This is a genomic window from Aquabacterium fontiphilum, from assembly GCF_009909205.1.
Classification (GTDB): Bacteria; Pseudomonadota; Gammaproteobacteria; order Burkholderiales; family Burkholderiaceae_C; genus Aquabacterium; species Aquabacterium fontiphilum.
This window is the reverse complement of sequence record NZ_JAAAPN010000002.1, coordinates 292,108-316,433: the sequence shown is the minus strand read 5'-3', so window position 1 is coordinate 316,433 and position 24,326 is coordinate 292,108. Positions and strand designations below refer to the sequence as shown.

General features: G+C 65.5%; 20 protein-coding genes. 5 read left to right on the top strand and 15 right to left on the bottom strand.

Going from position 1 to position 24,326, the window contains the following annotated elements:
- Positions 1-27: 27 nt before the first annotated feature.
- The 3 genes from GTZ97_RS03490 to GTZ97_RS03480 all read right to left on the bottom strand — a co-directional run bounded on the left by GTZ97_RS03490 (position 28) and on the right by GTZ97_RS03480 (position 3,154).
- Positions 28-2,223, bottom strand: coding sequence for a chemotaxis protein CheA (locus GTZ97_RS03490; RefSeq protein WP_161649115.1), 2,196 nt, complete (start codon positions 2,221-2,223; stop codon positions 28-30).
- A gap of 52 nt (positions 2,224-2,275) precedes the next feature.
- Positions 2,276-2,638 (bottom strand): response regulator, encoded by a 363-nt coding sequence (locus GTZ97_RS03485; protein WP_161649114.1) that lies wholly within the window; start codon positions 2,636-2,638, stop codon positions 2,276-2,278.
- A 66-nt stretch (positions 2,639-2,704) separates the two neighbouring features.
- Complete coding sequence (locus GTZ97_RS03480; RefSeq protein WP_161649113.1) at positions 2,705-3,154, bottom strand: hypothetical protein; 450 nt, start codon at positions 3,152-3,154, stop codon at positions 2,705-2,707.
- 212 nt (positions 3,155-3,366) lie between these two features.
- Here GTZ97_RS03480 and GTZ97_RS03475 point away from each other — a divergent pair, with 212 nt between their 5' ends.
- Both GTZ97_RS03475 and GTZ97_RS03470 read left to right on the top strand, forming a co-directional pair.
- A complete protein-coding gene (locus tag GTZ97_RS03475) occupies positions 3,367-4,584 on the top strand; it encodes a hybrid sensor histidine kinase/response regulator (protein ID WP_407926723.1) in 1,218 nt (405 codons plus the stop codon).
- Entirely contained in the window at positions 4,581-5,210 is a 630-nt protein-coding gene (locus GTZ97_RS03470; RefSeq protein WP_161649112.1) for a response regulator, read from the top strand. The genes GTZ97_RS03475 and GTZ97_RS03470 overlap by 4 nt, the downstream gene beginning before the upstream one ends.
- Here GTZ97_RS03470 and GTZ97_RS03465 read toward each other — a convergent pair.
- The 7 genes from GTZ97_RS03465 to GTZ97_RS03435 all read right to left on the bottom strand — a co-directional run bounded on the left by GTZ97_RS03465 (position 5,176) and on the right by GTZ97_RS03435 (position 15,774).
- Positions 5,176-5,745 (bottom strand): AP2 domain-containing protein, encoded by a 570-nt coding sequence (locus tag GTZ97_RS03465; protein WP_161649111.1) that lies wholly within the window; start codon positions 5,743-5,745, stop codon positions 5,176-5,178. The genes GTZ97_RS03470 and GTZ97_RS03465 overlap by 35 nt on opposite strands.
- A 25-nt stretch (positions 5,746-5,770) precedes the next feature.
- Complete coding sequence (locus GTZ97_RS03460) at positions 5,771-7,858, bottom strand: T6SS phospholipase effector Tle1-like catalytic domain-containing protein (RefSeq protein ID WP_161649110.1); 2,088 nt, start codon at positions 7,856-7,858, stop codon at positions 5,771-5,773.
- Positions 7,855-8,616, bottom strand: a complete 762-nt coding sequence (locus tag GTZ97_RS03455; protein WP_161649109.1) for a DUF3304 domain-containing protein — start codon at positions 8,614-8,616, stop codon at positions 7,855-7,857. Before GTZ97_RS03455 ends, GTZ97_RS03460 begins: the two co-directional genes overlap by 4 nt.
- Before the next feature lies 1 nt (position 8,617).
- A complete protein-coding gene (locus GTZ97_RS03450; RefSeq protein ID WP_161649108.1) occupies positions 8,618-9,487 on the bottom strand; it encodes a DUF4123 domain-containing protein in 870 nt (289 codons plus the stop codon).
- A 4-nt stretch (positions 9,488-9,491) separates the two neighbouring features.
- Positions 9,492-12,545 carry a type VI secretion system Vgr family protein gene (locus GTZ97_RS03445; protein ID WP_161649107.1) on the bottom strand — a complete coding sequence of 1,018 codons (3,054 nt, stop codon included), beginning with the start codon at positions 12,543-12,545 and terminating at the stop codon, positions 9,492-9,494.
- Between the two features lie 116 nt (positions 12,546-12,661).
- A complete protein-coding gene (locus GTZ97_RS03440) occupies positions 12,662-13,186 on the bottom strand; it encodes a Dps family protein (RefSeq protein ID WP_161649106.1) in 525 nt (174 codons plus the stop codon).
- A gap of 128 nt (positions 13,187-13,314) precedes the next feature.
- Complete coding sequence (locus tag GTZ97_RS03435) at positions 13,315-15,774, bottom strand: UvrD-helicase domain-containing protein (protein WP_161649105.1); 2,460 nt, start codon at positions 15,772-15,774, stop codon at positions 13,315-13,317.
- Between the two features lie 103 nt (positions 15,775-15,877).
- On the opposite strand from GTZ97_RS03435, the gene GTZ97_RS03430 reads away from it, so the two are divergent.
- Together GTZ97_RS03430 and GTZ97_RS03425 are read left to right on the top strand one after the other, a co-directional pair.
- Positions 15,878-17,143: a YjgN family protein gene (locus tag GTZ97_RS03430; RefSeq protein WP_161649104.1), complete on the top strand. Its 1,266-nt coding sequence runs from the start codon at positions 15,878-15,880 to the stop codon at positions 17,141-17,143.
- Positions 17,143-18,276 (top strand): M48 family metallopeptidase, encoded by a 1,134-nt coding sequence (locus tag GTZ97_RS03425; RefSeq protein ID WP_161649103.1) that lies wholly within the window; start codon positions 17,143-17,145, stop codon positions 18,274-18,276. Before GTZ97_RS03430 ends, GTZ97_RS03425 begins: the two co-directional genes overlap by 1 nt.
- Positions 18,277-18,300: 24 nt before the next feature.
- On the opposite strand, the gene GTZ97_RS03420 is transcribed toward GTZ97_RS03425, so the two are convergent.
- From GTZ97_RS03420 to GTZ97_RS03400, 5 genes are read right to left on the bottom strand one after another with little or no spacing between them, the layout of a single operon-like run.
- Positions 18,301-19,659 carry an MBL fold metallo-hydrolase RNA specificity domain-containing protein gene (locus tag GTZ97_RS03420; RefSeq protein ID WP_161649102.1) on the bottom strand — a complete coding sequence of 453 codons (1,359 nt, stop codon included), beginning with the start codon at positions 19,657-19,659 and terminating at the stop codon, positions 18,301-18,303.
- A 1-nt stretch (position 19,660) separates the two neighbouring features.
- Positions 19,661-20,005: a YqjK family protein gene (locus tag GTZ97_RS03415; RefSeq protein ID WP_161649101.1), complete on the bottom strand. Its 345-nt coding sequence runs from the start codon at positions 20,003-20,005 to the stop codon at positions 19,661-19,663.
- Positions 20,002-20,445, bottom strand: a complete 444-nt coding sequence (locus GTZ97_RS03410) for a phage holin family protein (protein ID WP_161649100.1) — start codon at positions 20,443-20,445, stop codon at positions 20,002-20,004. The genes GTZ97_RS03415 and GTZ97_RS03410 overlap by 4 nt, the downstream gene beginning before the upstream one ends.
- 11 nt (positions 20,446-20,456) lie before the next feature.
- Positions 20,457-20,768, bottom strand: coding sequence for an ElaB/YgaM/YqjD family protein (locus GTZ97_RS03405; RefSeq protein ID WP_161649099.1), 312 nt, complete (start codon positions 20,766-20,768; stop codon positions 20,457-20,459).
- A gap of 34 nt (positions 20,769-20,802) precedes the next feature.
- Entirely contained in the window at positions 20,803-21,249 is a 447-nt protein-coding gene (locus GTZ97_RS03400) for a universal stress protein (protein ID WP_161649098.1), read from the bottom strand.
- 216 nt (positions 21,250-21,465) lie between these two features.
- Between GTZ97_RS03400 and GTZ97_RS03395 the strand changes: the two genes are divergently transcribed.
- Positions 21,466-24,309: a valine--tRNA ligase gene (locus GTZ97_RS03395; protein WP_161649097.1), complete on the top strand. Its 2,844-nt coding sequence runs from the start codon at positions 21,466-21,468 to the stop codon at positions 24,307-24,309.
- Positions 24,310-24,326: the final 17 nt, after the last annotated feature.

Sequence of the window (24,326 nt, the reverse complement as noted above, 5' to 3'; positions counted from 1 at the left end):
CTCCGTGTTGTCTCGCTCAGCCCGCGCTCAGTGACGGGTCCGACGCACCAGGCTGCCTACGTCCAGGATCAGCGCCACGCGGCCATCACCCATGATCGTGGCACCCGAGACGTCACTCACCTTGCGGTAGTTCGTTTCCAGGTTCTTCACCACCACCTGCTGCTGGCCCAGCAGCTCGTCGACCAGCATGGCGACCCGGCCCGTCTCGGCCTCGACCACCACCATGATCCCGCTGTTGTGCTCCCAGTCGAAGCGCGGCACGTTGAAGACCTTCTCCAGCTCGATCACCGGCATGTACTCGTCGCGCACTTCGACCACACGACCGGAGCCACCCACCGTCTTGATCATCTCCGGCGTGACCTGGAACGACTCGACCACCGACGACAGCGGAAGGATGTAGACCTCTTCGCCCACGCCCACGCTCATGCCGTCCATGATGGCCAGCGTCAGCGGCAGGCGCACCGCCACCCGCATGCCGTAGCCTTCGGCCGAGTCGATCTCGACCGTGCCACCCAGCGAGGTGATGTTCTTCTTGACCACGTCCATGCCAACCCCGCGGCCTGACACGTCGGTGACCTCTTCGGCCGTGGAGAAGCCCGGCGCAAAAATCAGGTTCCAGACCTCTTGATCGGTGAGGCTGTCGGGTGCGTCGATGCCCTTCTCGCGGGCCTTCTTCAGCAGCTTTTCGCGCGACAGGCCACGACCGTCGTCGCGCACCTCGATGACGATGGAGCCGCCCTGATGGGAGGCGGCCAGCGTGATCGTGCCCACCTCAGGCTTGCCCTTGGCGATCCGATCGGCCGGCATTTCGATGCCGTGGTCACAGCTGTTGCGCACCAGATGGGTCAGCGGGTCGGTGATCTTCTCGACCAGGCCCTTGTCCAACTCGGTGGCCTCACCCTGGGTGACCAGCTCCACCTTCTTACCCAGCTTGTTGGCCAGGTCGCGCAGCATGCGCGGGAAGCGGCTGAAGACCGTCGACATCGGAATCATCCGGATCGACATCACGGCCTCTTGCAGGTCGCGGGTGTTGCGGTCCAGGTCGGTCAGGCCGGACACCAGTTGCTGGTAGATCACCGGATCCAGCCCGCGGCTGTTCTGCGCCAGCATGGCCTGGGTGATGACCAGTTCGCCCACCAGGTTGATGAGTTGGTCAACCTTCTCGACGGAGACGCGGATGGTCGAGGCCTCCAGGCCCGCGGCCGGCTTGTCGGCCTTGGGCGCCGGCTTGGCAGCGGCCGTGGGCTTGGGCGCAGCGGGCGGCTCGGATGCGGCCACCGGGGCGGCCGATGCGGCCTGAGGCGAGCCGGGCGCATCATCGAAGAAGCCGTAGCCCTTGTTCTCGGGCGGTGCGGCTTGCGCAACGGGTGCAGCCGGTGCGGCGCCGGGCGCATCGTCGAAGAAGCCATAACCCGGATCGGCCGCAGGGGCGGGCGCAGCACCACCCATGGCCACGAAGCTGACCTGCTCCCGCGCCACATGGAAGGTGAACAAATCGAGCAATTCAGATTCTTCGGTCGCCGTCTTGACCTTGAAGCGGCGGACGCCTGCCAGCGCAGGGTCATCGGGCAGCGGCTCAATGCTGCCGAGGTCGACGATCTCCTTGAACAGGTCGACCAGGTTGTCGGCCTGAGCCGGGTCGCTCAGTGGCCCCACACGCAGCTCCACTGTGCGGTCGCCAGACGTGGGTGCCGGCGCAGCCCCGGCGGCCACCGGCATCGCGGCGGGCTTGGGCGCGGCCACAGGCGCAGGGACAGATGCGGAAACCGCAGCCGGGGCCACTGCAGCAGGAGCCGGGGCAGCGCCGCCGTCCACCAGCGCGCGGATGCCGAACAGCAACTCGGTCGTGTCCACCTCTTCGCCGCCCGAGCCCTGATGGCGGGCCAGCATGGCCTTGAGCGCATCACCCGACTGCAGCAGCACGTCCACCATCGGCGGCGTGGGCACCAGCTCATGCCTGCGCAGCTTGTCGAGCAGCGTTTCCATCTGGTGGGTCAACTCGGCCACATCCGTGAAACCGAACGTGGCTGCACCGCCCTTGATCGAGTGCGCGCACCGGAAGATGGCGTTGAGCTCTTCGTCGTCGGCGGCCTCAATGTCCAGCTCCAGCAGGAGCTGCTCCATGTTCTGCAGGTTCTCGCCGGCTTCTTCAAAGAAGACCTGGTAGAACTGACTGAGGTCGATGCCCGCGGAAGAGCTTTGGTCGGTGCTGGTCTCTGCCATGTCTGGCTCCTGATGGGTCGGGGTGCGCTGGGTGCGGATCAGACTGCCGCGTTCAGCGGATCACCTTCTGGATCACTTCGATCAGTTTGTTGGGGTCGAACGGCTTGACCAGCCATCCCGTGGCGCCCGCCGCGCGGCCCGCCTGCTTCATCTGATCGCTCGACTCGGTGGTCAGGATCAGAATGGGCGTGCTCTTGAACTGGGGGCTTTCACGCAGCTTCTTGGTCAAACTGATGCCGTCCATGCGCGGCATGTTCTGGTCGGTCAGCACCAGGTCGAAGCTGCGGGAGCCCGCCTTCTCCCAGGCGTCCTGGCCATCCACGGCCTCCACCACGTTGTAACCAGCGCTTTTCAGCGTGAACGAGACCATTTGACGCATGGATGCGGAATCGTCGACGGCAAGGATCGAGTGCATGACGCTCTCCGGGGCTTCGATGGGTGCAGGTGGGCGTACCGTATTTCGGCAGATGAGACGGAATCTTTAAAACAGCTCGACCGATCCGGCGTCCATTTCGTCCTGGGTCACCGGATTGGGTTTGAGGGGGCCTTCGTCGACCACGGCCGCGCCGTCAGGGTCGTCGTCGCCAAGTGCATCGCGGGCAATCTGGTCCGCGCAGCTGCGTAAGCGCTTGTTGGTGTGGGCAATCAGCTGCGTGGCCATGTCCTGGAACTGCAGCGCCGTCACGGTCTTGAACAATTGCTGCCGAACCGCCAACAGGTTCGGAGTAATGTCGTGTCCCTGGTCGATGACCTCGCCCAGCTGGCCGGCGGAGGCATGAAAGCCGTCCATCAACGCCACGCAGGCGTCGTCCAGCAAGCGCTGAAGCCGCTCCAGATCATTGCTGGCGGTCATCAGATGGTCCTGCAACTCGGCGGCCAGCAGCAGGGACAGCTCGCCATGTGGGGGATCGACGGTATCGTCGTGGCTCATCTTGGCTCCACTCAACCAGATTCGGGTCAGGCCAGCCGGTGGGGCAGCCTGATACAGCATGGTTCTCGGCAGATGCCCGGAAATCCTTAGGCCAGGACATCTGACCGTTGCCGGTTCTGCGCGGTTGTTAGAATTTTTTCCACTTCAGCGCGTCAGGTGGAGACAATGACGCGGGAAAACTTGGCGCAAATCGCCAGATCGAAGGTCCATACGTGCCGGAGCCACATCCCCACCTCCCCGACGCCCCGTTGCCAGCCACCCCGGCAGCCGCACCCTTACCCGTGCGGCTACGCGTGTTGCACCTGGAAGACAATGAGGGTGACCACGACCTGGTCGCCATCCACCTTCACAGGGGCGGCATCCGCGCCGAGATTCACCGCGTTGAGACCGAGGCTGCCTTCACCGAGGCCCTGGCCGAAGAGTGGGATCTCATCCTCTCCGACTACAACCTGCCCGGCTACTCGGGCCTGGCTGCGCTGGACAAGGTGCGTTCGCTCGGCAAGCTGATCCCGTTCATCCTGGTGTCAGGCGAGATCGGCGAAGACATCGCCGTACAGGCCATGCGCAACGGCGCCAACGACTACCTGCTCAAGAGCAACCTGGCCCGTCTGGCGCCGGCGGCGCTTTTGGCCATCGAGGCCAACCGCACCCGGATCGCCAAACAGCGGGCAGACCATGCGCTGAGCCGCTCGCGCCAGCAACTGCGCGAACTCGCGCAGCACTTGCAGACCAGCATCGAGCAGGAGCGGGCCGCCATTGCCCGCGAGATCCATGACGACGTGGGCGGGGCGCTCACGGCGATCAAGTTCGACCTGGCCTGGATTGCCCGCCATGCACCCAACCCCCAGATCGCCGAGCGCGTGCAGCAGGCCCTCGAATCGGTCAATCATGCCCACGAGGCCAGCCAGCGCATCATGCACAACCTGCGGCCCGCCATCCTGGAGCAGGGGCTGGTGGCGGCGCTGCAGTGGATGAGCGACCGCTTCGCCAAGCGCACCGGGCTGCAGGTGGCGTTCCGCACCAGCCAGGAAAAAATCGTGCTGCCCCCCGGTGTGCCGCTGGTGGCCTACCGCTTCGCTCAGGAAGCGCTCACCAACGTGTCCAAGCACGCGCAGGCCACCCGGGTCAGCGTGGACGTGACCCAGGCGGGGGGCGTGCTGTCCATTGAGGTCACCGACAACGGCCGAGGCTTAAGCACGGAAGACCTTGCCAAGGCCCGCTCTTTCGGCATCCGCGGCCTGCACGAGCGCGCCGAAACCGTGGGCGGCTGGGTGGACATCAGCAGCAACCCGGGCGGGACAACCCTGATCTTGTCAGTCCCCCTGTCCGGCCCCGAGAATGGCTTCATTGATCGCCTGCTCCCTGATCTCGACGCCGACCCCGACACCGACACCGACCCAGACGACCCCACCTCATGGGGCAGACTATGATCCAAGTGATGCTGTGTGACGACCACGCGCTGATCCGCCGTGGCATCCGGGACACCCTGGCCGATGCCGACGACATCGAAGTGGTCGGCGAAGCAGCCGATTACGGTGAATTGCGTACGCTGCTGCGCGACAAGCGCTGCGATGTGCTCGTGCTCGACATCAACCTGCCCGGGCGCAGCGGCCTGGACGTGTTGCACGTGCTCAAAGAAGAAGGCAACCCGGTCAAGGTGCTGGTGGTATCGATGTACCCGGAAGACCAGTACGCGATGCGGGCCCTGAAGGCCGGCGCCAGCGGCTACCTCAACAAGGGCAGCGACGCGGCGCAGATCGTCGCCGCCGTGCGCACCGTCTCTCAGGGAAAAAAGTACGTCACGCCCGAAATGGCGCAGATGCTGGTGGACAACCTGACAGCCCCCGCGCAGGAAGAAGCTCACCAGAAACTGTCTGACCGTGAACTGCAGACGCTCGTGATGATCGCTTCGGGCAAACGCCTGTCGGACATCGCCGAGCAGTTGCTGCTCAGTCCCAAGACCGTGAGCGTCTACCGCGCACGGGTGCTGGAGAAGCTCGGCCTGAGCAACAACTCCGAGCTCACGGTGTACGCGATCCGCAACGGGCTGGTGTGAGCGGGGCATCTGTCGGTGCCGACTCAGCCCCTTGCCGGAGTGCCAACCCAGGCAGATCGTCCTTGTGCCAAGTCAGCAAGCCACCCACGAAGTAACCAGTGAGCGCCTGAACAAACTCCTGCCTGGCCGCAACCGCGCGGTCATACGCGCCCTGCTCGCCGTAGCGTTCCACGGCAAAAGCCCGCTTCTTGGTCGGCTTGATCCCGTTGGGCGTGCGCGCTTCCCAGTGCCAGTGCTCGCGCACCGTGCCATCGGGGCGCTTGCGCCGGGTTCGGATACGGTACACACCCGGGCACCCGCTGGTGTTTCGCACCGTCAAGCGCTGCGATACTTCCTGAGCGGTGTGCAGCGGGTGCCTCTCGCAAACCATGTTGCGCCACGCCTCGGCCGCCACCCTCGCCTGCTCGACCGAGCCATAGCGGGCCGCCGTGAAGTATTTGCGAAACACTTCGCCCTTGCGCATGACCTCGACACGCCAGCAGTGGCCGCCGGGGTAGGAGCGCAACGACATGGCGTAGGGGGATGGATCGCTCACGGTCGACCTCGATCGGCGCCCAGAACTAGCTCACCGCTGTCATGGGCTCACCGATTGGTGTGGCTGGAGACTGCTGTGTCAGCCTCCAGTTTCTGGCGCCCGAGTAAACGCGTCGGAAGCGCAAGTAGCCCGCCCCCAGCTCGAAAGGCTCGCGTCCCGTTGTCTTCATCGGTGGGATCTTGCCATTCTGCTTGTAAGCCTTGACCCACTCGATCTTGTCCTTGCTCAGAGGCTGCGGTACGTAGCCTCCTGCCAACCCAAGTGCCACAGGGTCTTTCTGAATGGCCGTATAGCTGTCGTACAGTTTGACCCACTGCTTGAGTTCTTTCTCAACATCAGCGGCCTCGGTGGAGCCAGGCATGAGCTTGAACCAGGCGCGGGAGTCATGCACAAAGTTCTCGAGCAGATGAGCGATGGCAGCAGGGATCTCGGTCTCGTGCCAGAACGCTGCGATATCGCGCCATTCGGGCAGCCGCTCGGGGTCGATGCCGGGCAGGTTGCTGACCGTTTGCTCCATGTCGATGCAGATGCCCATCTCAGGCTTGGGGCAGACCATCACCTGCTTGGTGAATGAAGGTGCCTTCATCCAGGCCTGGAAGGCCGCGATCTCCGCGACGAACTCCTGGTCCGCACTCTCGATGTCGTTTCGGTCCACTTGCGCTGCGCGCTGAACGCTGGCGCTGCGTGCCATTCGGCCAGCCCATTGCTTACGCCACAAGATGCTCCACCTCATCTGGTCGCGCATGATGTCGCGGAAGTGGCCGGTTCGCACTGTGCATGCATTGATGTATGCATTGAGTGCCTGGATGACATCAGGGTGTACGGCAAAGCGCTGCCGTGCGACTGGCGCCGCTTTCTCAAGCTTCAAGGGGGCGCCTGACAAGCGGGCCTCTCGGTACATCAAGGCCAGCGCCACACGCGACAGCATGTCTGCGCCTTGCGGGTCCACTCCGCGTCCTTGCTCGCCAGGGGCATAGCCGCCGCCGATGTCGGAGTGCACCCCCGGCATGATGACTTCGCGGTGTTTGGCGGACATTGCGCCACGCACGGATATCGCGTCCAAGGGGAAACAACGACGCACCTCATGGGCCGAGACGATGTGAAGACATCTGACGTCGGCAGGGACTCGCAGCGACCGCTCAGGATCGGCCCATGCGCCGTGACCGGTGCCGAAGCCGCTGGGTGCGATGCCCGCGGTGCCCACTGAGGCCACCGTGTCGAACAAACCGAGGAAATCGAACGTGACAGGAAACCCGCCCAGGGTATAGCCTGTCTGGCCCGTGAGTTGCGCGTCCATTTCACACAAGGCGAGCAACCAGTTGGTGTAGGCGCGGGCTGCTGTGGCGCCACGCGAAAAGCCAAAGGCGCTGACGTAGACATGTTTGATGATGCCAGGGTCGATTCGGGGACGTGTGCCCGTGACCAACTCAGGCATGTGGGCGCGAATGGACTGGTGCCATGACGCCAGCAGACGCTGGAGAAAATCCTTGGCTTTGGGTCCGTAGAACAGCACCTGCCAGCGACTGGGCTGGTGCCGGAGCTGCTCGCCATCAAGCCGGATCTGCTCAGCCAGTTGCAGCACTTGTTGCGGTTTGACGAAGGTGTCCTTGGTCAGATACAGGTGCACCGCATTGATGGCTTGGCACAAGGCCCAGACGAGGCGGCGTTCGCCCCAGCGAGCGGTGGCTGCGCCCATGGTGGCATCCAGTCCTTCGCCGCTGTCCTTGATTTCTTCGAAAGGCGTTCCGACGCCGGGGGTGTAGATGCGGAGGTAGTTGTTGAACGATCCGATACTGGGCCAAGGCTCTGCCGTTGATATGACCGCCTTGGGTGCAATGACTTCGCCAGGGAAGGCGTCAAACAGCCTAGCGACATTAGAGAAGGTGTTGTCCTTGGCTTTGAAGCTATTGGCGTAGTTGTTGCGCGTGCCATCAAAGAAGAATCCAAGGAAGAGGTTGTTCTCGCAGGACTTGCCGGGTTGGCAGAGGGGGACAGCCTCGCGCGGGGCATACTGCTTCTCAAGCAGCTGCAGTTCTTTTACTGAGAAGCACCTCTTGGGGTTTGAGAGATCTGCCCATCTTTCTTCGAAGGGCGACACCAATTCAACGGTCATGGGCGATCCCTCTCCATTTGCTGCATTCGCAGCTTCGTGCTTTCAAAAGATTCAGCGAACTGCGTTCTAACCTGCTCGATATAGCGAGGATCCTGAGGACCTCTGAATCCCTGGACGGCCTCAGGACGTCTCGCCATGTCGAACTTCCAAGACTCTTCGATGTCCTTGTTGGAGGGGCTCGTGGACATGTGTGCAAAATCGTTGGCTTGCTGTTGGAGTCGGTCGTAATCCTCTTGCCAAACCTTGCGGCGGTACTCCAGCGTGGGAATGGGCCCCCCGTTGATCTTGCCGGGCCATTTGTCGTGACCAGGCGCGAAGTCGCTGGAAACGACCTCGACACTCCCATCGGGATAAAAAAGCGCCCACAGCGTGCCCACCTGCCCGTCAGGATAGGGCGGCACCTCGAACTCCTTGGTGATGTACTGACGTGGTTTGTCTTCCCCCTGCCACCAGTCGTACTCAAGTTGTACCTTGATGCCCGGACGCCATGTCTTTGGCAGACTGAAGCAGCACATTCGACCCGCCCCTTGAAAGGGTCTGACAGGCACGCCACCGGCCACTCTCGTCTCGCTGCCAGGTTGCTCAAAAATGAATCCGTTGAGTTCTTTGTCGGTGTAGTTGATGGCAGAGACCGATACACCAACGGTGTCATCCGTGCGTGCACATGCTGCTGGAAGCAGCAAGGCCAGCACGATGGACAGCGAGGCGCTTGTGACACGCACCAGTCGCAGCGTGTTCAAACTGGAAAACAGCGACATGTCAGATCCCTTCCCGCACAAGGTTATCTTCGATTGCACTGAAGGGCCCGCAGGTCTGCTGCATCAACTTCGCCAAGCGCGCAGTCGGATCACCTGAAAGCACCCATGCGCAAAGGCGTGTGCGTTCGGGCATGTCGGTGATTGTCAATCGGTCTGCCTGCGCCAGCGCGGACTTCGTCCACTCATGGACCTCCGAAGGTAACGCGGTCGTGCGCGCTGGGGCGTTCTCTGGCAGATCCAGCCAGACGACGGCCAGCTGTTCGTCCGCTTCGCTGTCGCTCAACAAGGTTGCGAACTGTGCGTCAGTCAGCTCCGGGTCAGCCGAGTCCTCGAATGATGTGGTGCGACCGTCCATGGGGGCCGAGCACGAAGGCAAGTGATGCCAGCGTCCATCTCGCCCGATGTATGACCAGGCATCGTTACCAAACAAGCTGCTGCGTTGCGTTTTGGTCATGACGCTGAAGACACCCGGCAAGCGACGTGTGTCTGGATAGCGGAAGTTGAAGTGGACGCCTCCGCAGTTCACGACCGTCCATCGTTTCAGGCGACCCAGCAGGGTGGTGATATTCGAGGGTGAACGGATCAGGGTGACTGCGGGTAGCCGGTCGCAGCGTACCAGCAGCTCGCGCACCGCCGGCGCGTCGCCAGCGATGGGCAGCAGCCAGGGTGACGCCGCGAGGGTTTGGGTGTCGCCGTTGGCTCGCTCATTGAACAACGCGCATTGGTTCGAGATAGGCGAAGGCCAGCCCCTCAGTACCGATTGGAGGGATTCCAGGAATACACCGTCAATCAGCAGATGGCAGGGGTTCGGCGAGCCAGCCACCATGGTCAGCAGTTGATCGACGCAATCATCAGCGAAGTGGTTGATCACGGGCTCACTCCAGTCGGGTGAAGGCGGGTGCGGCCTGAAGCGATTTGCGCAAACACTCCACGCAGACGGTTTTGGGCATGGCAGGGAAGCTCAGGGACATCGTCCCGCCCCCCACCATCGACCGCTTGCTCGCCTTGACCGTCAGCGTTCCGGGGCACTGCACGGTGAGCTGCCCGCCCTCGATGGTGATGCTCGCCCCGCCGCTGACGGCCAGCGTGACCTTCTTGGCTGCGGCGAGGTTGACCACCCCGCTGGCTGTCTTCAACTCCAGCCGCTGCTTGGCGGCGATCTGCGCCGGCCCGGCCTGCGCCTGCAGGTCGATGGGGCCGCTGGCGGCCATCAGCGTCAGCCCCTTGCCTGCGGCCTCGCTGCCTGCCTGAATGGCCCCGGCCAGCACGCCGATGGCCTGGCCGGTGTGGATGCAGGCCTGGCCGCCGATGGCCCAGTGGGTGTCTTCGCCGCTGGCCAGCGTCGTGGCGTCGCCGCTGCTCAGATGGATGTCTTGCCCGGCAGTCAGCCCGATGCCCGCCTTGCCGATGAGGGCGAGGTTGGGGTCGGCCATGTGGGGCACTTTGTCTTGCCCGGTGGCTGTGGCCTTGTCCGCCGCATCGGCGATGGCATTGGGCAGGCTGGTGGTGCTGACGCTGCCTTGCAGGCTCTTGGTGAGTGCGGCAGCCGGGGCCAGGGCGTCGTCCAGCGTGCTCTGGTTGGCAGCGTGGCTGCCTTGGGCGGCGGCCAGGGCTACGGTCTGGTGGGTGGTGGCGGCCTGGCCGAAGGTGGTGGCCAGTTGCTGCAGCTGCTTGGCCAGCGCGATGCCGGCGGCGTTGTCGCCTGCGGGCTCCGCCGTCTGGCCCAAGCCATTCCTCAAGCCATAGGTGCTGAGCATCACGCCGCGCACGGCGCGGATGCCGCCCCAGGCGTCGGTGCGCAGCTCCAGCCCCAGGCCGCGGAAGCTGCCGCGGTGGTTGTCAGCCTGGTGCAGCAGGTGGCCCATCTGCAGCCAGCTCTGGTGCTGGGTGGTGTGCAGCTGGATGCGGCCCTGGCTGGGGGTGTCATCCAGCACGAGTTGGTTGGCGCCCTGGCCGCCGAACTCCTTGCTCTTGACACCGCTGAGCGCGGCGGCGTTGGCCTGGCCGTCTTGCCCTGTCTGGGCTGCGCCCGGGGCGCCACCGTGCCAGGCGGGGCTGTGGCCGCCGGTGCCGCTGCCGATGCGGTTGCCCTGGGCGCTGGGGCGGTGGTCGGTCGAGGCTTGGTAGGCGCTGGTGTCGTGGGCTGCGGCCTGCCCGCCGGGCGTGCGCGGGATACCGGCTTCGCCTTGGCCGTTGTACAGGCTGGCCTGCACATAGGGCAGGTCGATGTCGTTGTTCAGAAAGCCGACCAGCACCTCTTGCCCGATGCGGGGGATGAACTGCTGGCCCATGCCAGCGCCGCTGTGGCCTTGGGCCACGCGCAGCCAGCAGCTGTGATCGCTTTGCGCGCGCTGGGGCGGGGCATAGGGGTTGGCCTGCCAATGAAAGCGCACCTTCACGCGGCCCTGTCCGTCGGTGTAGAGCTCGTCGGCGCCTTGGGCCTGCGGCTGGCCGGTGGGGCCCACCACCACCGCCGTCTGAAACCCCAGCGCGGTGGGGCGCGGGCGGGGCCGGGTGCCGGTGGCGTCCAGCAGCACGGGGCGCCAGGGCACGTTGCGGCGCAGGGCCTCGAAGGCGCAGGCGTAGCCGCTGGCCTGGGCCTGGGCGATCAAGGGCTCGAGGTCAGCGCTGGCGACTGGTGCACCGGGGTCAGCCGGGCCGGTGAGCTGCTGGGCTGGCAGGCTGGGCAGCGCAGGCCAGTCGGCGGGGCCGAGGTTGGCTTGCACCGCCTGGGCCAGGTCCTTGGGCAGGTTGTTGATGCCCACGGCCTGCACATGGGTGAACAAGAAGGCGCGATCGTCTGCGCTGCCCTGGCCTAAATCGGCCAGCGCATCGAGCGTGGACTGCGTGACCTCGGCCCAGGTGCCCGGGCGCAGGGTGCGCACGCTGGCGCGGCCCAGCCAGCTCTTGTAGCGGGCCTCCTGCGCTTCTTGCAGCAAGGTGGCGCAGGCGGCGGGGTCTGCGCCCAGTGCGGTCAGGCTGTGGTGCGGGTCGTACTGGCTCAGCCAGCTGTGCAGGCTGCGGGCCTCGGGGCCGCCCCACTGGTGGTGGGTGGGCACCTCGGCGTGCTGGGCCTGTTGGGCGGTGCTGTCCCAGCTGAGCACGACGGTGGCGGTGGGGCCGAGCTGGCGCACGGCGCCTAGGGCCTGGATGCTGTCTTGCTCTTCCTGGCTGCTGCTTCGGTGGTAGCGGATGCCGCGCCCGCCCACGGGGCTGGCACTGGTGGCGTCTTCGGGCTGAGCATGGCTGTGGGCAAAGAAGACGACGGTGTGGCCGCCAGGGGCCTGGCCAGCGCTCGCGTCTTTGCTGCCCTTGCCGATGTCTTCTTCCACGCGCCAGCCGATGCCTTCTTCGGCCAGCAGGCGCTGGATGAAGGCCAGATCGGTCTCGCGGTATTGCACGCAGTAGGGGCGTTGGCCGCCTTGGCGGCGATACAGCCCGTCGCGCACGTGGGCGGCCACTTCATCCGACCAGCGCCAGGCGGCCACGCGGGTGTGCTCGGCCAGCACGTCGTCGACGATCTCGATGATCGAGCGGTTTTGCCAAACGCGGCTAGCCAGGGTGTGGTCGAGCAGCGCGGGCCAGGGCTGGATCAGCAGGCTGTAGCGCGCCAGGCCGCCATCGGCCGCCAGGGCGCTGGCGCGCGTGATGTAGCCGCTGCGGTGGCTGCGGCTGCCATCGGCCAGCGTGAGCCCCAGGCGAACGGGGCGCGCGTACAGGCGCTTCAAGGGCAGATCGGCCTGAAGCGACAAGACCTGCACATCCAGCATGAAGGGCTCGGACAGCGCGTCGTGCAGCGCAAAGCGCTCGACCATCAACTCACCGGGCAGCTCGCCTTGCCCCACCGCTTCAAGCTGGTACAGCCGGCTCTGGCTTTGCCAGTTCGGCCAATGCGGCAGCAGTGCCGCCAGCGGGTTGCGCGGGGTCATGGGGCCTTCCTGGGTTTTGCCTGTTTAAGCAAGCAAGTCTAGGTCGGCCCCTTATGCGTTCAATTCCATCTGATGGGGGGGAAGTTGCAACTGGATGCAACTCCACCAACCATCCATCACTCTTCCAACATCGACCGCAGCATCCACGCGGTCTTTTCGTGGATGTCCAGTCGCTGGGTGAGCAGGTCAGCGGTCGGCTCGTCCGAGGCCTCGTCCACCAGCGGATAGAGGCTGCGGGCTGTGCGGGCCACGGCTTCATGTCCTGCCACCAGGATGCGGATCATCTCCTTGGCCTTGGGCGGCTCCACCGGGGCATCAGGCAGGCTCGTGGCCTTGCCGAAATCGGCGAACGAACCGATCGCGGGGTAGCCCAGCGCGCGTATGCGTTCGGCGATCGGGTCCACCGCGTTCCACAGCTCGGTGTACTGCTCCATGAACATGTTGTGCAGCGTGTTGAACATCGGACCAGTGACGTTCCAGTGGAAGTTGTGGGTCGTCAGGTACAGCGTGAAGGTGTCGGCCAGCAGCGTGTTGAGGCCCTTGGCGATGGCTTCGCGGTGGGCGGCCGAAATGCCGATGTCGATGGGCAGGCCTTTGGCGGGCAGCGCCTTCACGGCAGATTTCTTGTCGGACTTGGCCATGTGCAGCTCCTTCTGGTGAACGTGTGTGAGTTGATGCAGGGGATGGTCCAACTGTAGCGAAGTTCACGCGGCAGGCAGATGACACGGACCAAATCCCTGCGTGATCCAGCAGGCCGCAAACCCGCGGCTCACTCGATGGGCGTCAGCTTGGCCACGCTGAGCATCAACCACTTGGTGCCGTGGCGCCCGAAGTTGACCTGCACGCGCGCATCCGGGCCGTTGCCTTCCATCGTCAGGATGACGCCTTCGCCGAACTTGTTGTGGAACACGCTCTGTCCCACACGCAGGCCCGCTTCCGACTTGGCCTCGGCCATGGCTTTGGGCAACGGTGCGGTGAGGTCCTTGAAGTTGTCTTCGCGGGCTCCGCCTCGCCAGGCCGGCGCCGTTCGGCCGCCGCCCCCTGACCGATAAGGCTGCGCGCCCGCCCCCACCATCGAGCCCATGCCCCGCCCGCTGGACCATGCCTCCTGGTAGGCCCCCGCGAAACCCGACCCAAAGGCCTGGTTGCGTGGCGTCAGCCACTTCAGTGCTTCCTCGGGCAGTTCGTCGAGGAAGCGGCTCTTGATGTGATAGCGCGTCTGGCCATGCAGCATGCGCGTCTGGCTGAAGGTGAGGTACAGGCGCTGGCGCGCTCGTGTGATGGCCACATACATCAGCCGGCGCTCTTCTTCCAGGCCATCCACGTCGCTCATCGCGTTCTCGTGCGGGAACAGGCCTTCTTCCAGCCCCGTCAGGAACACATTGATGAACTCCAGCCCCTTGGCCGCGTGGATGGTCATCAGCTGCACGGCGTCCTGCCCGGCCTGGGCCTGGTTGTCGCCCGCCTCGAGCGAAGCATGAGTCAGGAAGGCCAGCAGCGGCGAGATGATCTCGCCCGTTTCGGCGTCGGGCAGCACATCCACCTGGGCCACAGCGGCAGGCAGGCCGGGCGCCATCGCGCCGACCGGCTGATCGGCCGGCAGTGCCACTGCATCTTTGCCAAAGCCTTCCTGCGTCACGAAGGCTTCTGCCGCGTTGACCAGTTCGGCCAGGTTCTCCAGCCGTTCCTGGCCGTCCTTCTCGCTGCGGTAGAAATCGGCCAGCCCCGAGGCCTCGACCACGTGTTCGATGATCTGGCGCAGCGTCAGGCCGGTGGTCACCTCGCGCATCGCGTCGATCATCGCCACGAAGGCGCCCAGATTGGCGCCGGCCTTGCCGGGCACCGCCGTCACGCTCTGGCTGAGGCTGCGGCCGCTCTGTCGTGCGGCGTCCTGCAACTGCTCGATGGTGCGCGCCCCGATGCCACGCGCCGGGAAGTTCACCACCCGCAAAAAGCTGGTGTCGTCGTTCGGGTTCTCGATCAGGCGGAGGTAGGCCAGCGCGTGTTTCACCTCGGCCCGCTCGAAGAAGCGCAGCCCGCCATAGACCTTGTATGAGATGCCTGCGTTGAACAGCGCCGACTCGATCACCCGCGACTGCGCGTTGCTACGGTACAGCACGGCCACCTCGTGCAGGTCGCAGCCCTCGCGGCGCAGGCTCTTGATCTCGTCCACCATCCATTGCGCCTCGGCGTAATCGCTGGCGGCCTCGTACACACGAATGGGCTCGCCCTGGCCCGCATCGGTACGCAGGTTCTTGCCCAGCCGGCGGCTGTTCTGAGCGATGAGTTGGTTGGCCGCATCAAGGATGTGGCCGTGGCTGCGGTAGTTTTGTTCCAGCTTGATGACGCGCTGCACACGGAACTCACGCTCGAAATCCGTCATGTTGCCCACGCGCGCGCCACGGAAGGCGTAAATGCTCTGGTCATCGTCGCCCACGGCGAACACGCTGTTGCCGGTCACGGCCGGGTCGCCCGCGAACATCTTGAGCCACAGGTACTGCAGGCGGTTGGTGTCCTGGAACTCATCGACCAGGATGTGCTTGAAGCGGCGCTGATAATGCTCGCGCACCTCAGGGTGGTCGCGCATGATCTCGTAGCTGCGCAGCATCAGCTCGGCAAAGTCGACCACGCCTTCGCGCTGGCACTGGTCTTCATACGCCTGATAGACAGCCAGCTGCATGCGGCCCAGCTCATCACGCGGCTGAATGTCCTGGGGCCGCAGGCCGTCTTCCTTGGCGTTGGCAATGAACCAGGTCGTCTGCTTGGGCACACACTTTTCTTCGTTGAAGCCCAGCCCCTTGATCACCCGTTTGACAGCCGAGAGCTGGTCTTGCGTATCCAGAATCTGGAAGGCCTGTGGCAGGCCTGCCACGCGCGCATGCGCCCGCAAAAAGCGGTTGCACAGCCCGTGGAAGGTGCCGATCCACATGGTGCGCGCGTTCACCGGCAGCATGGCCGACAGCCGTGCCAGCATCTCCTTGGCCGCCTTGTTGGTGAAGGTCACGGCCATGATGCCTGCGGGCGACGCCTGGCCCGTCTGCAGCAGCCAGGCGATGCGGGTAGTCAGCACGCGGGTCTTGCCCGAACCGGCGCCGGCGAGGATGAGCGCGGGGCCGGGCGGCGCCGTCACGGCAGCCAGCTGTTCGGGGTTGAGGCCCACCAGCATGGGGGAATTGCCCCCCGGCTGCGATTGCGGAAAAAATGTGGCTTGGGCAGTGGGCTCGGTCATCCGCAAATTCTAGGCGCTGGGTCAAAATGGGGCTGGCGGGTCAACCGCTGCAGAGTTCGTGACAACAGCATCGCGGCCGCTTCGCCGGCCCTCAGGGAGCCACATGCACACACCCTCTCGCCCCATGGGTCTGCCCACCGCAGGCCCTGATCAGCCGCAAGGCCTCATCTCCGACAACTCGCCCCCGGGCGGCACCCACATCGGGTCCGGCTTTGCCGCGCCGTCGCGTCAGCCCACTTCGGTGCACAGCTTCCCCGTGCAGTTCACGGGCTCAGGCAGCGAGTACTTTCGCATCTGGATCGTCAACCTGCTGCTGATGCTGGTTACGCTGGGGCTGTACTACCCGTGGGCCAAGGTGCGCAAGCTGCGCTACTTCTATGGTCACACCGAGGTCGCCGGCCACCCGCTGGATTTCCACGGCAACCCCAAGCAGATGTTGCGCGGCTTCCTGCTGATGGCCGCCCTGCTGTTCGTCTATGGCCTGGCCGGCAACGTGTCGGATCTCGCCGGCGGCATCGCGGGTCTGATCCTGGCGGCCGTATGGCCCGCACTGCTGCGCGCCTCGCTGCAGTTCCGTCTCGCACAGACCAGTTGGCGTGGCCTGCGCTTCGCCTTCCGCGGCTCGCTACGCGACGCCTACCTCGTCTTCGCAGGTCCCATGGCCGCCATCGCGGCAGCCGGCATCATTCTGGCAGTAGCCCTGAGCGGGCTGGGTGAGAACCAGCGCCCCGGCGGCCCCCAGGCGCTGGCCCTGTTGCTTTTCGTGCTGGTGGCCGTCGGCGTCGGCCCCTATCTGTTGTGGCGCCTGAAGGCCTATCAGCACAACCATTACGCGCTGGGTCCCTGGCAAACCACCTTCCGGGCCACTTGTGGCGACGTGGCCAAGGTGTTCCTCTCCACCGCAGCCGTGGGCTTCGGATCGGTCGTGGCCTTTGGCGCGGTCGTGGGCCTGCTGGCCGCGCTCATCGGTGGCGGTGGCATGGCCGGGATGATGGCCGGCCTGATGATGATCACGCCCGTGGTGATCATCGGGATGCTGATCATGCAGGCGCTGTACGCCGCCTACTTCACAGCCAAGATGCAGAACCTGGTCTGGACCAGCACCGGCAACCGCCAGATCCGCTTCAAGAGCCACGTGCCCGTGTGGGGCCTGACCAAGCTGATGATGAAGAACACCGTGCTCACGGGCCTGACCCTGGGCCTGTACTGGCCCTTCGCAGCTGTGGCCATGGCACGTCTCAAACTCGAGTCGGTCAGCGTCCACACCCGCCAGCATCCGGATGACCTGGTGGTGGCAGCCCAGGCCCGTTACCAGGACGCCGCAGGCGACATGGCTGCAGACCTGCTTGGCATCGACGTGGGCCTCTGATGCACGACGCGCCGCCCGAGGCCTTTGCCGACACGCAGCCGGCTCAGCCCGCCCAGCCCGCCATGGTGAGCCAGCCGCCGGCGGCCGGCGCGGGGTTGCCTGTACGCTACTTCGATGGCCGCAGCGCCCGGGCCCAAGACGCCGTGTTGACCCGCGAAGGCCCGCACGCCGTGCTCCGGACATCGACCGGCGAGGTGCGGCTGCCCTGGCGCGACGTGGACTGGCCCGAGCGCACGCGCCACGGCACGCGCAACGCCCACATCGCCAGCGGGGGCAGCATCCAGAGCGACGACGGCGCTGCCTGGGACACCTGGATGCGCACGCACCACGGCCGCGAAAGCTGGGTGGTGCGGGCGCAGCAGAGCTGGCGCGCCACACTGGTGGCCGTGCTGCTGTTGTGCGTGGTGACCGCGGCCGGCTACCGGTGGGGCTTGCCGCTGGCAGCCAGCGGGCTGTTGCAAGTCGTGCCGCACTCGGTGGACCAGAGCCTGGGTCAATCGACGCTCGACAGCCTCGAAGGCGGCCTGCTCAAGCCCAGCAAGGTGCCCGAAGCCACCCAGGCACACCTGCGTGCGCAGTTCCAGGCGGCTCTGAGCAAGCACCAGCTTGCGCAAGGCGGGCCGCACCCCGCTCACGCCGGGGTGCGCATCCTGTTTCGTGACTCGGGTATCGGCCCGAACGCACTGGCCCTGCCTGACGGCACCATCGTCGTGACCGACGACATGGTCAAGCTGCTCAAGGACCGCGAAGACGTGCTGATCGGTGTGCTCGGCCACGAACTCGGGCATGTGGAAGCCCGCCATGGCATGCGCATGGTGATCCAGTCCAGCCTGCTCGGGGCGGTCACGTCTCTGGCCCTGGGCGATGTCAGCGGCCTGCTGGCGGGCGCGCCCGCCCTGCTCGGCCATCTGCATTACTCGCGCCAGATGGAACGCGAGGCCGACGATGTGGCCATCGTCTTCCTGCGGGCCAACGCCATGCGGCCGAGCATCATGGCCGTGCTGTTCGAACGACTGGCCGACGAGGAAGACGCCGAGACCGAGCGCAGCCAGATCGGCATCGCGCTGAGCAGCCACCCAGCAGACGCCGAGCGCATCGCCCGCTTCAAGGCCGCGGACACCGCCACGCACTGAGCAGCGACCGGGCCGCAGGGCCCGTTAATCCATGTGGACGAGTTCACGGTAGTCGGGCACCCGGGCCTTCCAACCCAGCGTCTCGCGGATGCGCAAACGCAGCGTGTCGGCCGCCTGCGGCTCGCCATGCGTCACGAACACCTCGTGAGGGGCGCGCGGCAAGGCTTGCAGCCAGTCCAGCAACCCCCGCTGGTCGGCGTGGGCGGACAGCCCTTCGATCTGCTGCACTTCGGCGCGGATGGGTACGTACTCACCAAACAGCTTGATCGAGGTCGCCCCGGACGCCAGGGCCGCGCCCCGCGTGCCACCCGCCTGGAAGCCTCCCAGCACCACGCTGTTGCGCGCGTTCGGGCCATAGTGCAGCAGGTGGTGCAGCACCCGCCCGCCAGTGACCATCCCGCTGCCGGCCACGATCACCATCGGGTAGCGCTGCTGCAACAAAGCTTTGGACTCGTCCACGCTGCGCACAAAGCGCGTCATTTCGCGGATGCCCACGCACTCGTCGTGCGTGAGCCGATGCTGGTCACGGTGCCGCTCATAGACCTGCGTGGCCGCGATCCCCATCGGGCTGTCGAGCACGACCGGCACGTCCGGAATGGCGCGCGCCTGCTTGAGACGGTACAGCGCATACAGCAACCCTTGCGTGCGCCCGACAGCGAACGCCGGAACCACCACCACGCCGCCACGCGCCACCGTGCGGCGCACGATGTCGCCCAGACGCTCGATCGGGTCGACATCAGGATGGAGGCGGTCACCATAAGTCGACTCGACCACCACCCAATCTGCCCCAGGTGGCGTGGCTGGCGGCGACATGACCAGGTCATCCTGACGCCCCAGGTCGCCCGAGAAGAGCACCGAGCGCCCCTCGCAGGCCACATGCACGCTGGCTGCGCCCAGGATGTGCCCCGCTGGCGTGAACTGCACCTGCACGCCATCGGCCAGCTCCAGTTGCCCGTTCGACGGCACGGCGCGCAAGCGTTTGAGGCAAGCCTGCGCGTCCTGCACCGTGTACAAGGGCTCGGCCGGGTGGTGTTTGGTGGCACGGTGCCGATTGCGGTAGCGGGCCTCTTCCTCCTGCAGGTTGGCCGTGTCCTGCAACAGGATTTCGCACAGGTCGGCGCTGGCCGCCGTCGTCCAGATCGGGCCTTTGTAGCCGTGCCGCGTCAACAAGGGCAAGGTGCCGCTGTGGTCGATGTGGGCGTGCGTCAGCAGAACCGCATCCAGCGTGCGCGGATCGAACGGGAGCGGCGCCCAATTGCGCTCGCGCAGTGTCTTGTAGCCCTGAAACAGGCCGCAATCAACCAATACCCGCAGCCCCCCGACTTCCACCAGCGACTTGGAGCCGGTGACGGTGCCGGTGGCGCCGTAGAACGTCAGATCCATCTCATCCCTTCCGATGGCCGGCGCGGCCGGCACCGATTTGCAGCAAGGTGCTCAGCACAGGCGCCAGCACCGGCGCGAACCGCCTTATCAGCACCCACGCCCCCCAGGCACGCGAGGCCGCCCCGGCCGCGCGCGTTGGGCGCCAGACAGCCAGCGCCACGGCGCCAACGGCCCATACCCACGGATTGCGACGCAGCCATTGCCAACCACGCGCCGCCGTGTCGGCCGTGCGCCATGCTGGTGCCAGGCCCTCGTCGAGTTGCCGCCCCAGTTGCAGGCGCAGCATGGCGCTGCGCCGCATCAACGAGGCGCGGCGCCGCGCCAGTTCGGCGTCTCGCTGGCTCATACGTCCTCCCGATCACGGGGCGTCGCCTCGGCAGAAGCCGCGCCCGCGAGCGCGCGCTGGTCCGCCTCCAGTTCAGCCAGCGTGCCGCCCAGCCACTCATGCGAGGCCACCAGCAAGGCGCGCACGCGCCACGCTGCCACGGCCGCCACGGCCAGGAACGCCAACGCCGACGACCCCAGCGCCAGCAAGCGATGGGTGTCCCACCACAGCACCGTCAACCACGCGGCGAGAAAGACGAGCCCGAAGCCGCCCAGCAAGATGCCCAGCGCACCCCAGGCGAGCACGCCCAGCAAGCGACGCTTCTCGGCTTCGAGTTCGACTGACAGCAGGGCCAGCCGCGTGTGAGCGATGGCCATCAGCGTGGCCGCCAGCGACTGCAGCGAGGTCTTCAAACCCCCGGCAGCGCCGCGGCCCGCATCGGGACGCGCGTCGTCGGCCATGCCTGCGCGACTCAACGCCGGCTGATGAGCATGCCCAGCAGCAACCCCACGCCCGCCGCAATGCCGACCGACTTCCAGGGGTGGTCGTGTACGTAGTGGTCGGTGGCCTTGGCGGCGGCACGCGCACGGTCGACCACGGCTTCCTGGGCGTCAATCAGGCCATCCTTGGCCCGCAGGAGCGTATCGGCCACCCGGGCGCGCAATTCGGCCATGCCGGCCTGCGCATCGTCGCTGGTGGCCGCCAGCAAGGCTTCCGCGTCCGCCATCACCATCTTCAGGTCCGACATCAGCTTTTCTTTTTGGGCGGTGGTCAGTTCGCTCATGGCTTGCTCCTTGTGGTCAGGGTGAAAAAAACGGTCAATGCAGCACCAGCAAAGGCACCTTGCTGTGCGCCAGCACGCTCTTGGTCAACGAGCCGTGGATCAGGGCGTCCAGCCCATGGCGACCATGGGTGGCCATCACGATGAGGTCGCATGCATGCGCCTGTGCGGCGTCGACGATGGCCTGCTCCACGTTGTCCGTGATCACGAACTGGCCATCGAACTCGACACCGGCCGCACGGGCCTGGTCGGCAAAACGCCCCAGCAACTCGCGGGCGTGCTGCTCGCAGCGACGCTCGTGCTCCTGAAAGGTCTCGACGTCATAGGCCACGGCCGCCGTCTCCACCACCATGACAGGCAGCGGCGGCTCGGCCGTGAGCCCGGTGATGCGCGCACCCAGCATCTTGGCCAGGCCAATCGCATGGTCCATTGACTTCTGTGACAGGTCTCCGCCGTCAACCGGCACCAGCAGATGTTCGTACATGGGGCTTCCTCCTGGGATGCAGGTCGCGCCCGACATGGGCGGCAATGCAATTCATCCTAGAGGCGCAATCCGTCCACGCCAAGCCATTTTCGGCAAGACGGCCACGCCGCTGGTGTCATCTTTGATCCAGATCAGGCCCATGAGTTCCAGTTGCATCCCCATTCGTGACCAAAACGCAAAGCTGGCGAGGTCGCCCCGCCGCCTAAAATGCACGCCATGACCGAACTCGCCAAATCCTTCGACCCCGCTCCGATCGAGGCCCTGTATGGCCCGCTGTGGGAGCAACGCGGCCTGTACAAGCCCACGCTTGACGAGTCCAAGCCCTCGTTCTGCATCCAGCTGCCGCCACCGAATGTGACCGGCACCCTGCACATGGGCCACGCCTTCAACCAGACCATCATGGACTCGTTGACGCGTTACCACCGCATGAAGGGCCACAACACGCTGTGGATCCCTGGCACCGACCACGCAGGCATCGCCACGCAGATCGTGGTCGAACGCCAATTGCAGGAGAAAGGCCAGAACCGGCACAACCTAGGTCGCAAGAACTTTGTGGCCAAGATCTGGGAATGGAAGGAGCAATCCGGCTCGACCATCACCCAGCAGATGCGCCGCATGGGCGACTCGGTCAGCTGGGAGCACGAATACTTCACCATGGACGACAAGCTGTCCAAGGTGGTGGTCGAGACCTTCGTGCGGCTGTATGAAGAAGGCCTGATCTACCGCGGCAAGCGGCTGGTGAGCTGGGATCCGATTCTGAAATCGGCCGTATCCGACCTCGAAGTCGAAAGCGAGGAAGAAGACGGCTCGATGTGGCACATCCGCTATCCCATCGATGGCAGCGATGAGACCCTGGTCGTGGCCACCACCCGTCCCGAGACCATGCTCGGCGACACCGCCGTCATGGTCCACCCCGAAGACGAGCGCTACAGGCACCTGATCGGCAAGCTGGTCAAGCTGCCCATCACCGGCCGACTGGTGCCGGTGATCGCCGACGAGCACGTCGACAAGGACTTCGGCACTGGCGTCGTCAAGGTCACCCCGGCCCACGACACCAACGACTACCAGGTTGGCCTGCGGCACAACCTGCCGATGATCACCATCTTCACGCTGGAAGCGCAGGTGGTGTCGCATCTACCCGAGATCCCCGAGGCCTACCGCGGGCTGGACCGCTTCGTGGCCCGCAAGGCCCTGGTGGCCCAGTTGGACGCCGAAGGCCTGCTGGTCGAGGTCAAGAAGCACAAGCTGATGGTGCCCCGCTGCGCCCGCACCGGCCAGATCATCGAGCCGATGCTGACGGATCAATGGTTCGTCGCCATGACCAAGCCCGGCGCCCAGGGCAAGTCCATTGCCGAGCAGGCCATCGAGGCCGTGGAATCGGGCGATGTGAAGTTCGTGCCCGAAAACTGGGTCAACACCTACAACCAGTGGATGAAGAACATCCAGGACTGGTGCATCAGTCGCCAACTGTGGTGGGGCCATCAGATCCCGGCCTGGTACGGCAGCAACGGCGAAATCTTCGTTGCACGCAGCGAAGACGAAGCCCGCACCCGTGCCAAGGCCGCCGGCTACGAGGGCGAACTGACGCGCGACGAAGACGTGCTCGACACCTGGTACTCGTCGGCGCTGGTGCCCTTCTCCACGTTGGGCTGGCCCGAACAGACCAAGGAAATGGACCTGTTCCTGCCGTCGTCGGTGCTGGTCACCGGCTACGACATCATCTTCTTCTGGGTCGCCCGGATGATCATGATGACCAAGCACTTCACGGGCAAGGTGCCGTTCAAGCACGTCTACATCCATGGCCTGGTGCGCGATGCACAGGGCAACAAGATGTCGAAGTCGGAAGGCAATGTGCTCGACCCGGTCGATCTGATCGACGGGATCGAACTCGCGCCGCTGCTTGAGAAGCGCACCACCGGCCTGCGCAAGCCCGAGACGGCGCCGAAGGTCCGCAAGGCCACCGAGAAGGAGTTCCCCGAGGGCATCCCGGGCTATGGCGCCGATGCGCTGCGCTTCACCTTCGCGGCACTCGCCAGCCTGGGCCGCGCCATCAACTTCGACTCCAAGCGCTGCGAGGGCTACCGCAACTTCTGCAACAAGCTCTGGAACGCCACCAAGTTCGTGCTGATGAACACTGAGGGCCAGGATTGTGGCCTCAAGGCGCACGAGCCCGGCGTGTGCGCCGTGGGCGGCTACCTGGATTTCAGCCCGGCTGACAAATGGATCGTGAGCGAACTGCAGCGCGTCGAGGCTGCGGTGGAGCAAGGCTTCACCGACTTCCGTCTGGACAACGTCGCCAACACCATCTACCAGTTCGTCTGGGACGAGTACTGTGATTGGTACATCGAGATCGCCAAGGCCCAGCTCAACGCTGCCAAGGCGTCGGGTAACGAGGCTGCTGCGCGCGCCACGCGCCGCACCCTGATCCGCGTGCTCGAAACCGTGCTGCGCCTGCTGCACCCCATCACGCCCTTCATCACCGAAGCGCTGTGGCAGGTCGTGGCCCCCGTGGCCGGGCGCAAGCAGGCCGGCAGCGACGAGTCGCTGGTGACGGCAGCCTACCCGCGCGCCGACCTGGGCCGCATCTGCCCCGAGTCGGACGCCTGGGTGGCCAAGCTCAAGGCCATTGTGGGCACCACGCGCAACCTGCGCAGCGAGATGAACCTCTCACCGGCCGAGCGCATGCCGCTGCTCGCCACGGGCGACGCCGCCTTCATGCAGCAAGCCGCCCCGGTCATCCAGGCCCTGGCCAAGCTCAGCGAGGTCAAGGTGCTGGACGAGGCGGCCTTCGCGGCTGCCACTCAGATGGCCCCTGTGGCCGTTCAGGGTGACGCCCGGCTGGCCCTGCATGTCGAGATCGACGTGGCGGCCGAGCAGGCGCGCCTGAGCAAGGAAATCACCCGCCTCGAAGGCGAGATCGCCAAGGCCGAAGCCAAGCTGGGCAACGAGAGCTTCGTCGCCCGCGCGCCCGCTGCCGTGGTCGACCAGGAGAAACAACGCCTGGCCGACTTCGGCGCCACCCTCACCCGCGTGCGCGAACAGCTGCAGCGCCTGGGCTGATCCGATTCAGCAGTACG

What these genes read in the sequence shown, in the direction of transcription:
- GTZ97_RS03425 (WP_161649103.1), top strand. Translation starts at nt 17,143, where the DNA reads ATGCACGACGCGCCGCCCGAGGCCTTTGCCGACACGCAGCCGGCTCAG.
- GTZ97_RS03415 (WP_161649101.1), bottom strand. Translation starts at nt 20,005, where the DNA reads ATGAGCCAGCGAGACGCCGAACTGGCGCGGCGCCGCGCCTCGTTGATG.
- GTZ97_RS03485 (WP_161649114.1), bottom strand. Translation starts at nt 2,638, where the DNA reads ATGCACTCGATCCTTGCCGTCGACGATTCCGCATCCATGCGTCAAATG.
- GTZ97_RS03445 (WP_161649107.1), bottom strand. Translation starts at nt 12,545, where the DNA reads ATGACCCCGCGCAACCCGCTGGCGGCACTGCTGCCGCATTGGCCGAAC.
- GTZ97_RS03410 (WP_161649100.1), bottom strand. Translation starts at nt 20,445, where the DNA reads ATGGCCGACGACGCGCGTCCCGATGCGGGCCGCGGCGCTGCCGGGGGT.
- GTZ97_RS03400 (WP_161649098.1), bottom strand. Translation starts at nt 21,249, where the DNA reads ATGTACGAACATCTGCTGGTGCCGGTTGACGGCGGAGACCTGTCACAG.
- GTZ97_RS03480 (WP_161649113.1), bottom strand. Translation starts at nt 3,154, where the DNA reads ATGAGCCACGACGATACCGTCGATCCCCCACATGGCGAGCTGTCCCTG.
- GTZ97_RS03430 (WP_161649104.1), top strand. Translation starts at nt 15,878, where the DNA reads ATGCACACACCCTCTCGCCCCATGGGTCTGCCCACCGCAGGCCCTGAT.
- GTZ97_RS03395 (WP_161649097.1), top strand. Translation starts at nt 21,466, where the DNA reads ATGACCGAACTCGCCAAATCCTTCGACCCCGCTCCGATCGAGGCCCTG.
- GTZ97_RS03435 (WP_161649105.1), bottom strand. Translation starts at nt 15,774, where the DNA reads ATGACCGAGCCCACTGCCCAAGCCACATTTTTTCCGCAATCGCAGCCG.
- GTZ97_RS03455 (WP_161649109.1), bottom strand. Translation starts at nt 8,616, where the DNA reads ATGTCGCTGTTTTCCAGTTTGAACACGCTGCGACTGGTGCGTGTCACA.
- GTZ97_RS03420 (WP_161649102.1), bottom strand. Translation starts at nt 19,659, where the DNA reads ATGGATCTGACGTTCTACGGCGCCACCGGCACCGTCACCGGCTCCAAG.
- GTZ97_RS03460 (WP_161649110.1), bottom strand. Translation starts at nt 7,858, where the DNA reads ATGACCGTTGAATTGGTGTCGCCCTTCGAAGAAAGATGGGCAGATCTC.
- GTZ97_RS03405 (WP_161649099.1), bottom strand. Translation starts at nt 20,768, where the DNA reads ATGAGCGAACTGACCACCGCCCAAAAAGAAAAGCTGATGTCGGACCTG.
- GTZ97_RS03490 (WP_161649115.1), bottom strand. Translation starts at nt 2,223, where the DNA reads ATGGCAGAGACCAGCACCGACCAAAGCTCTTCCGCGGGCATCGACCTC.
- GTZ97_RS03470 (WP_161649112.1), top strand. Translation starts at nt 4,581, where the DNA reads ATGATCCAAGTGATGCTGTGTGACGACCACGCGCTGATCCGCCGTGGC.
- GTZ97_RS03440 (WP_161649106.1), bottom strand. Translation starts at nt 13,186, where the DNA reads ATGGCCAAGTCCGACAAGAAATCTGCCGTGAAGGCGCTGCCCGCCAAA.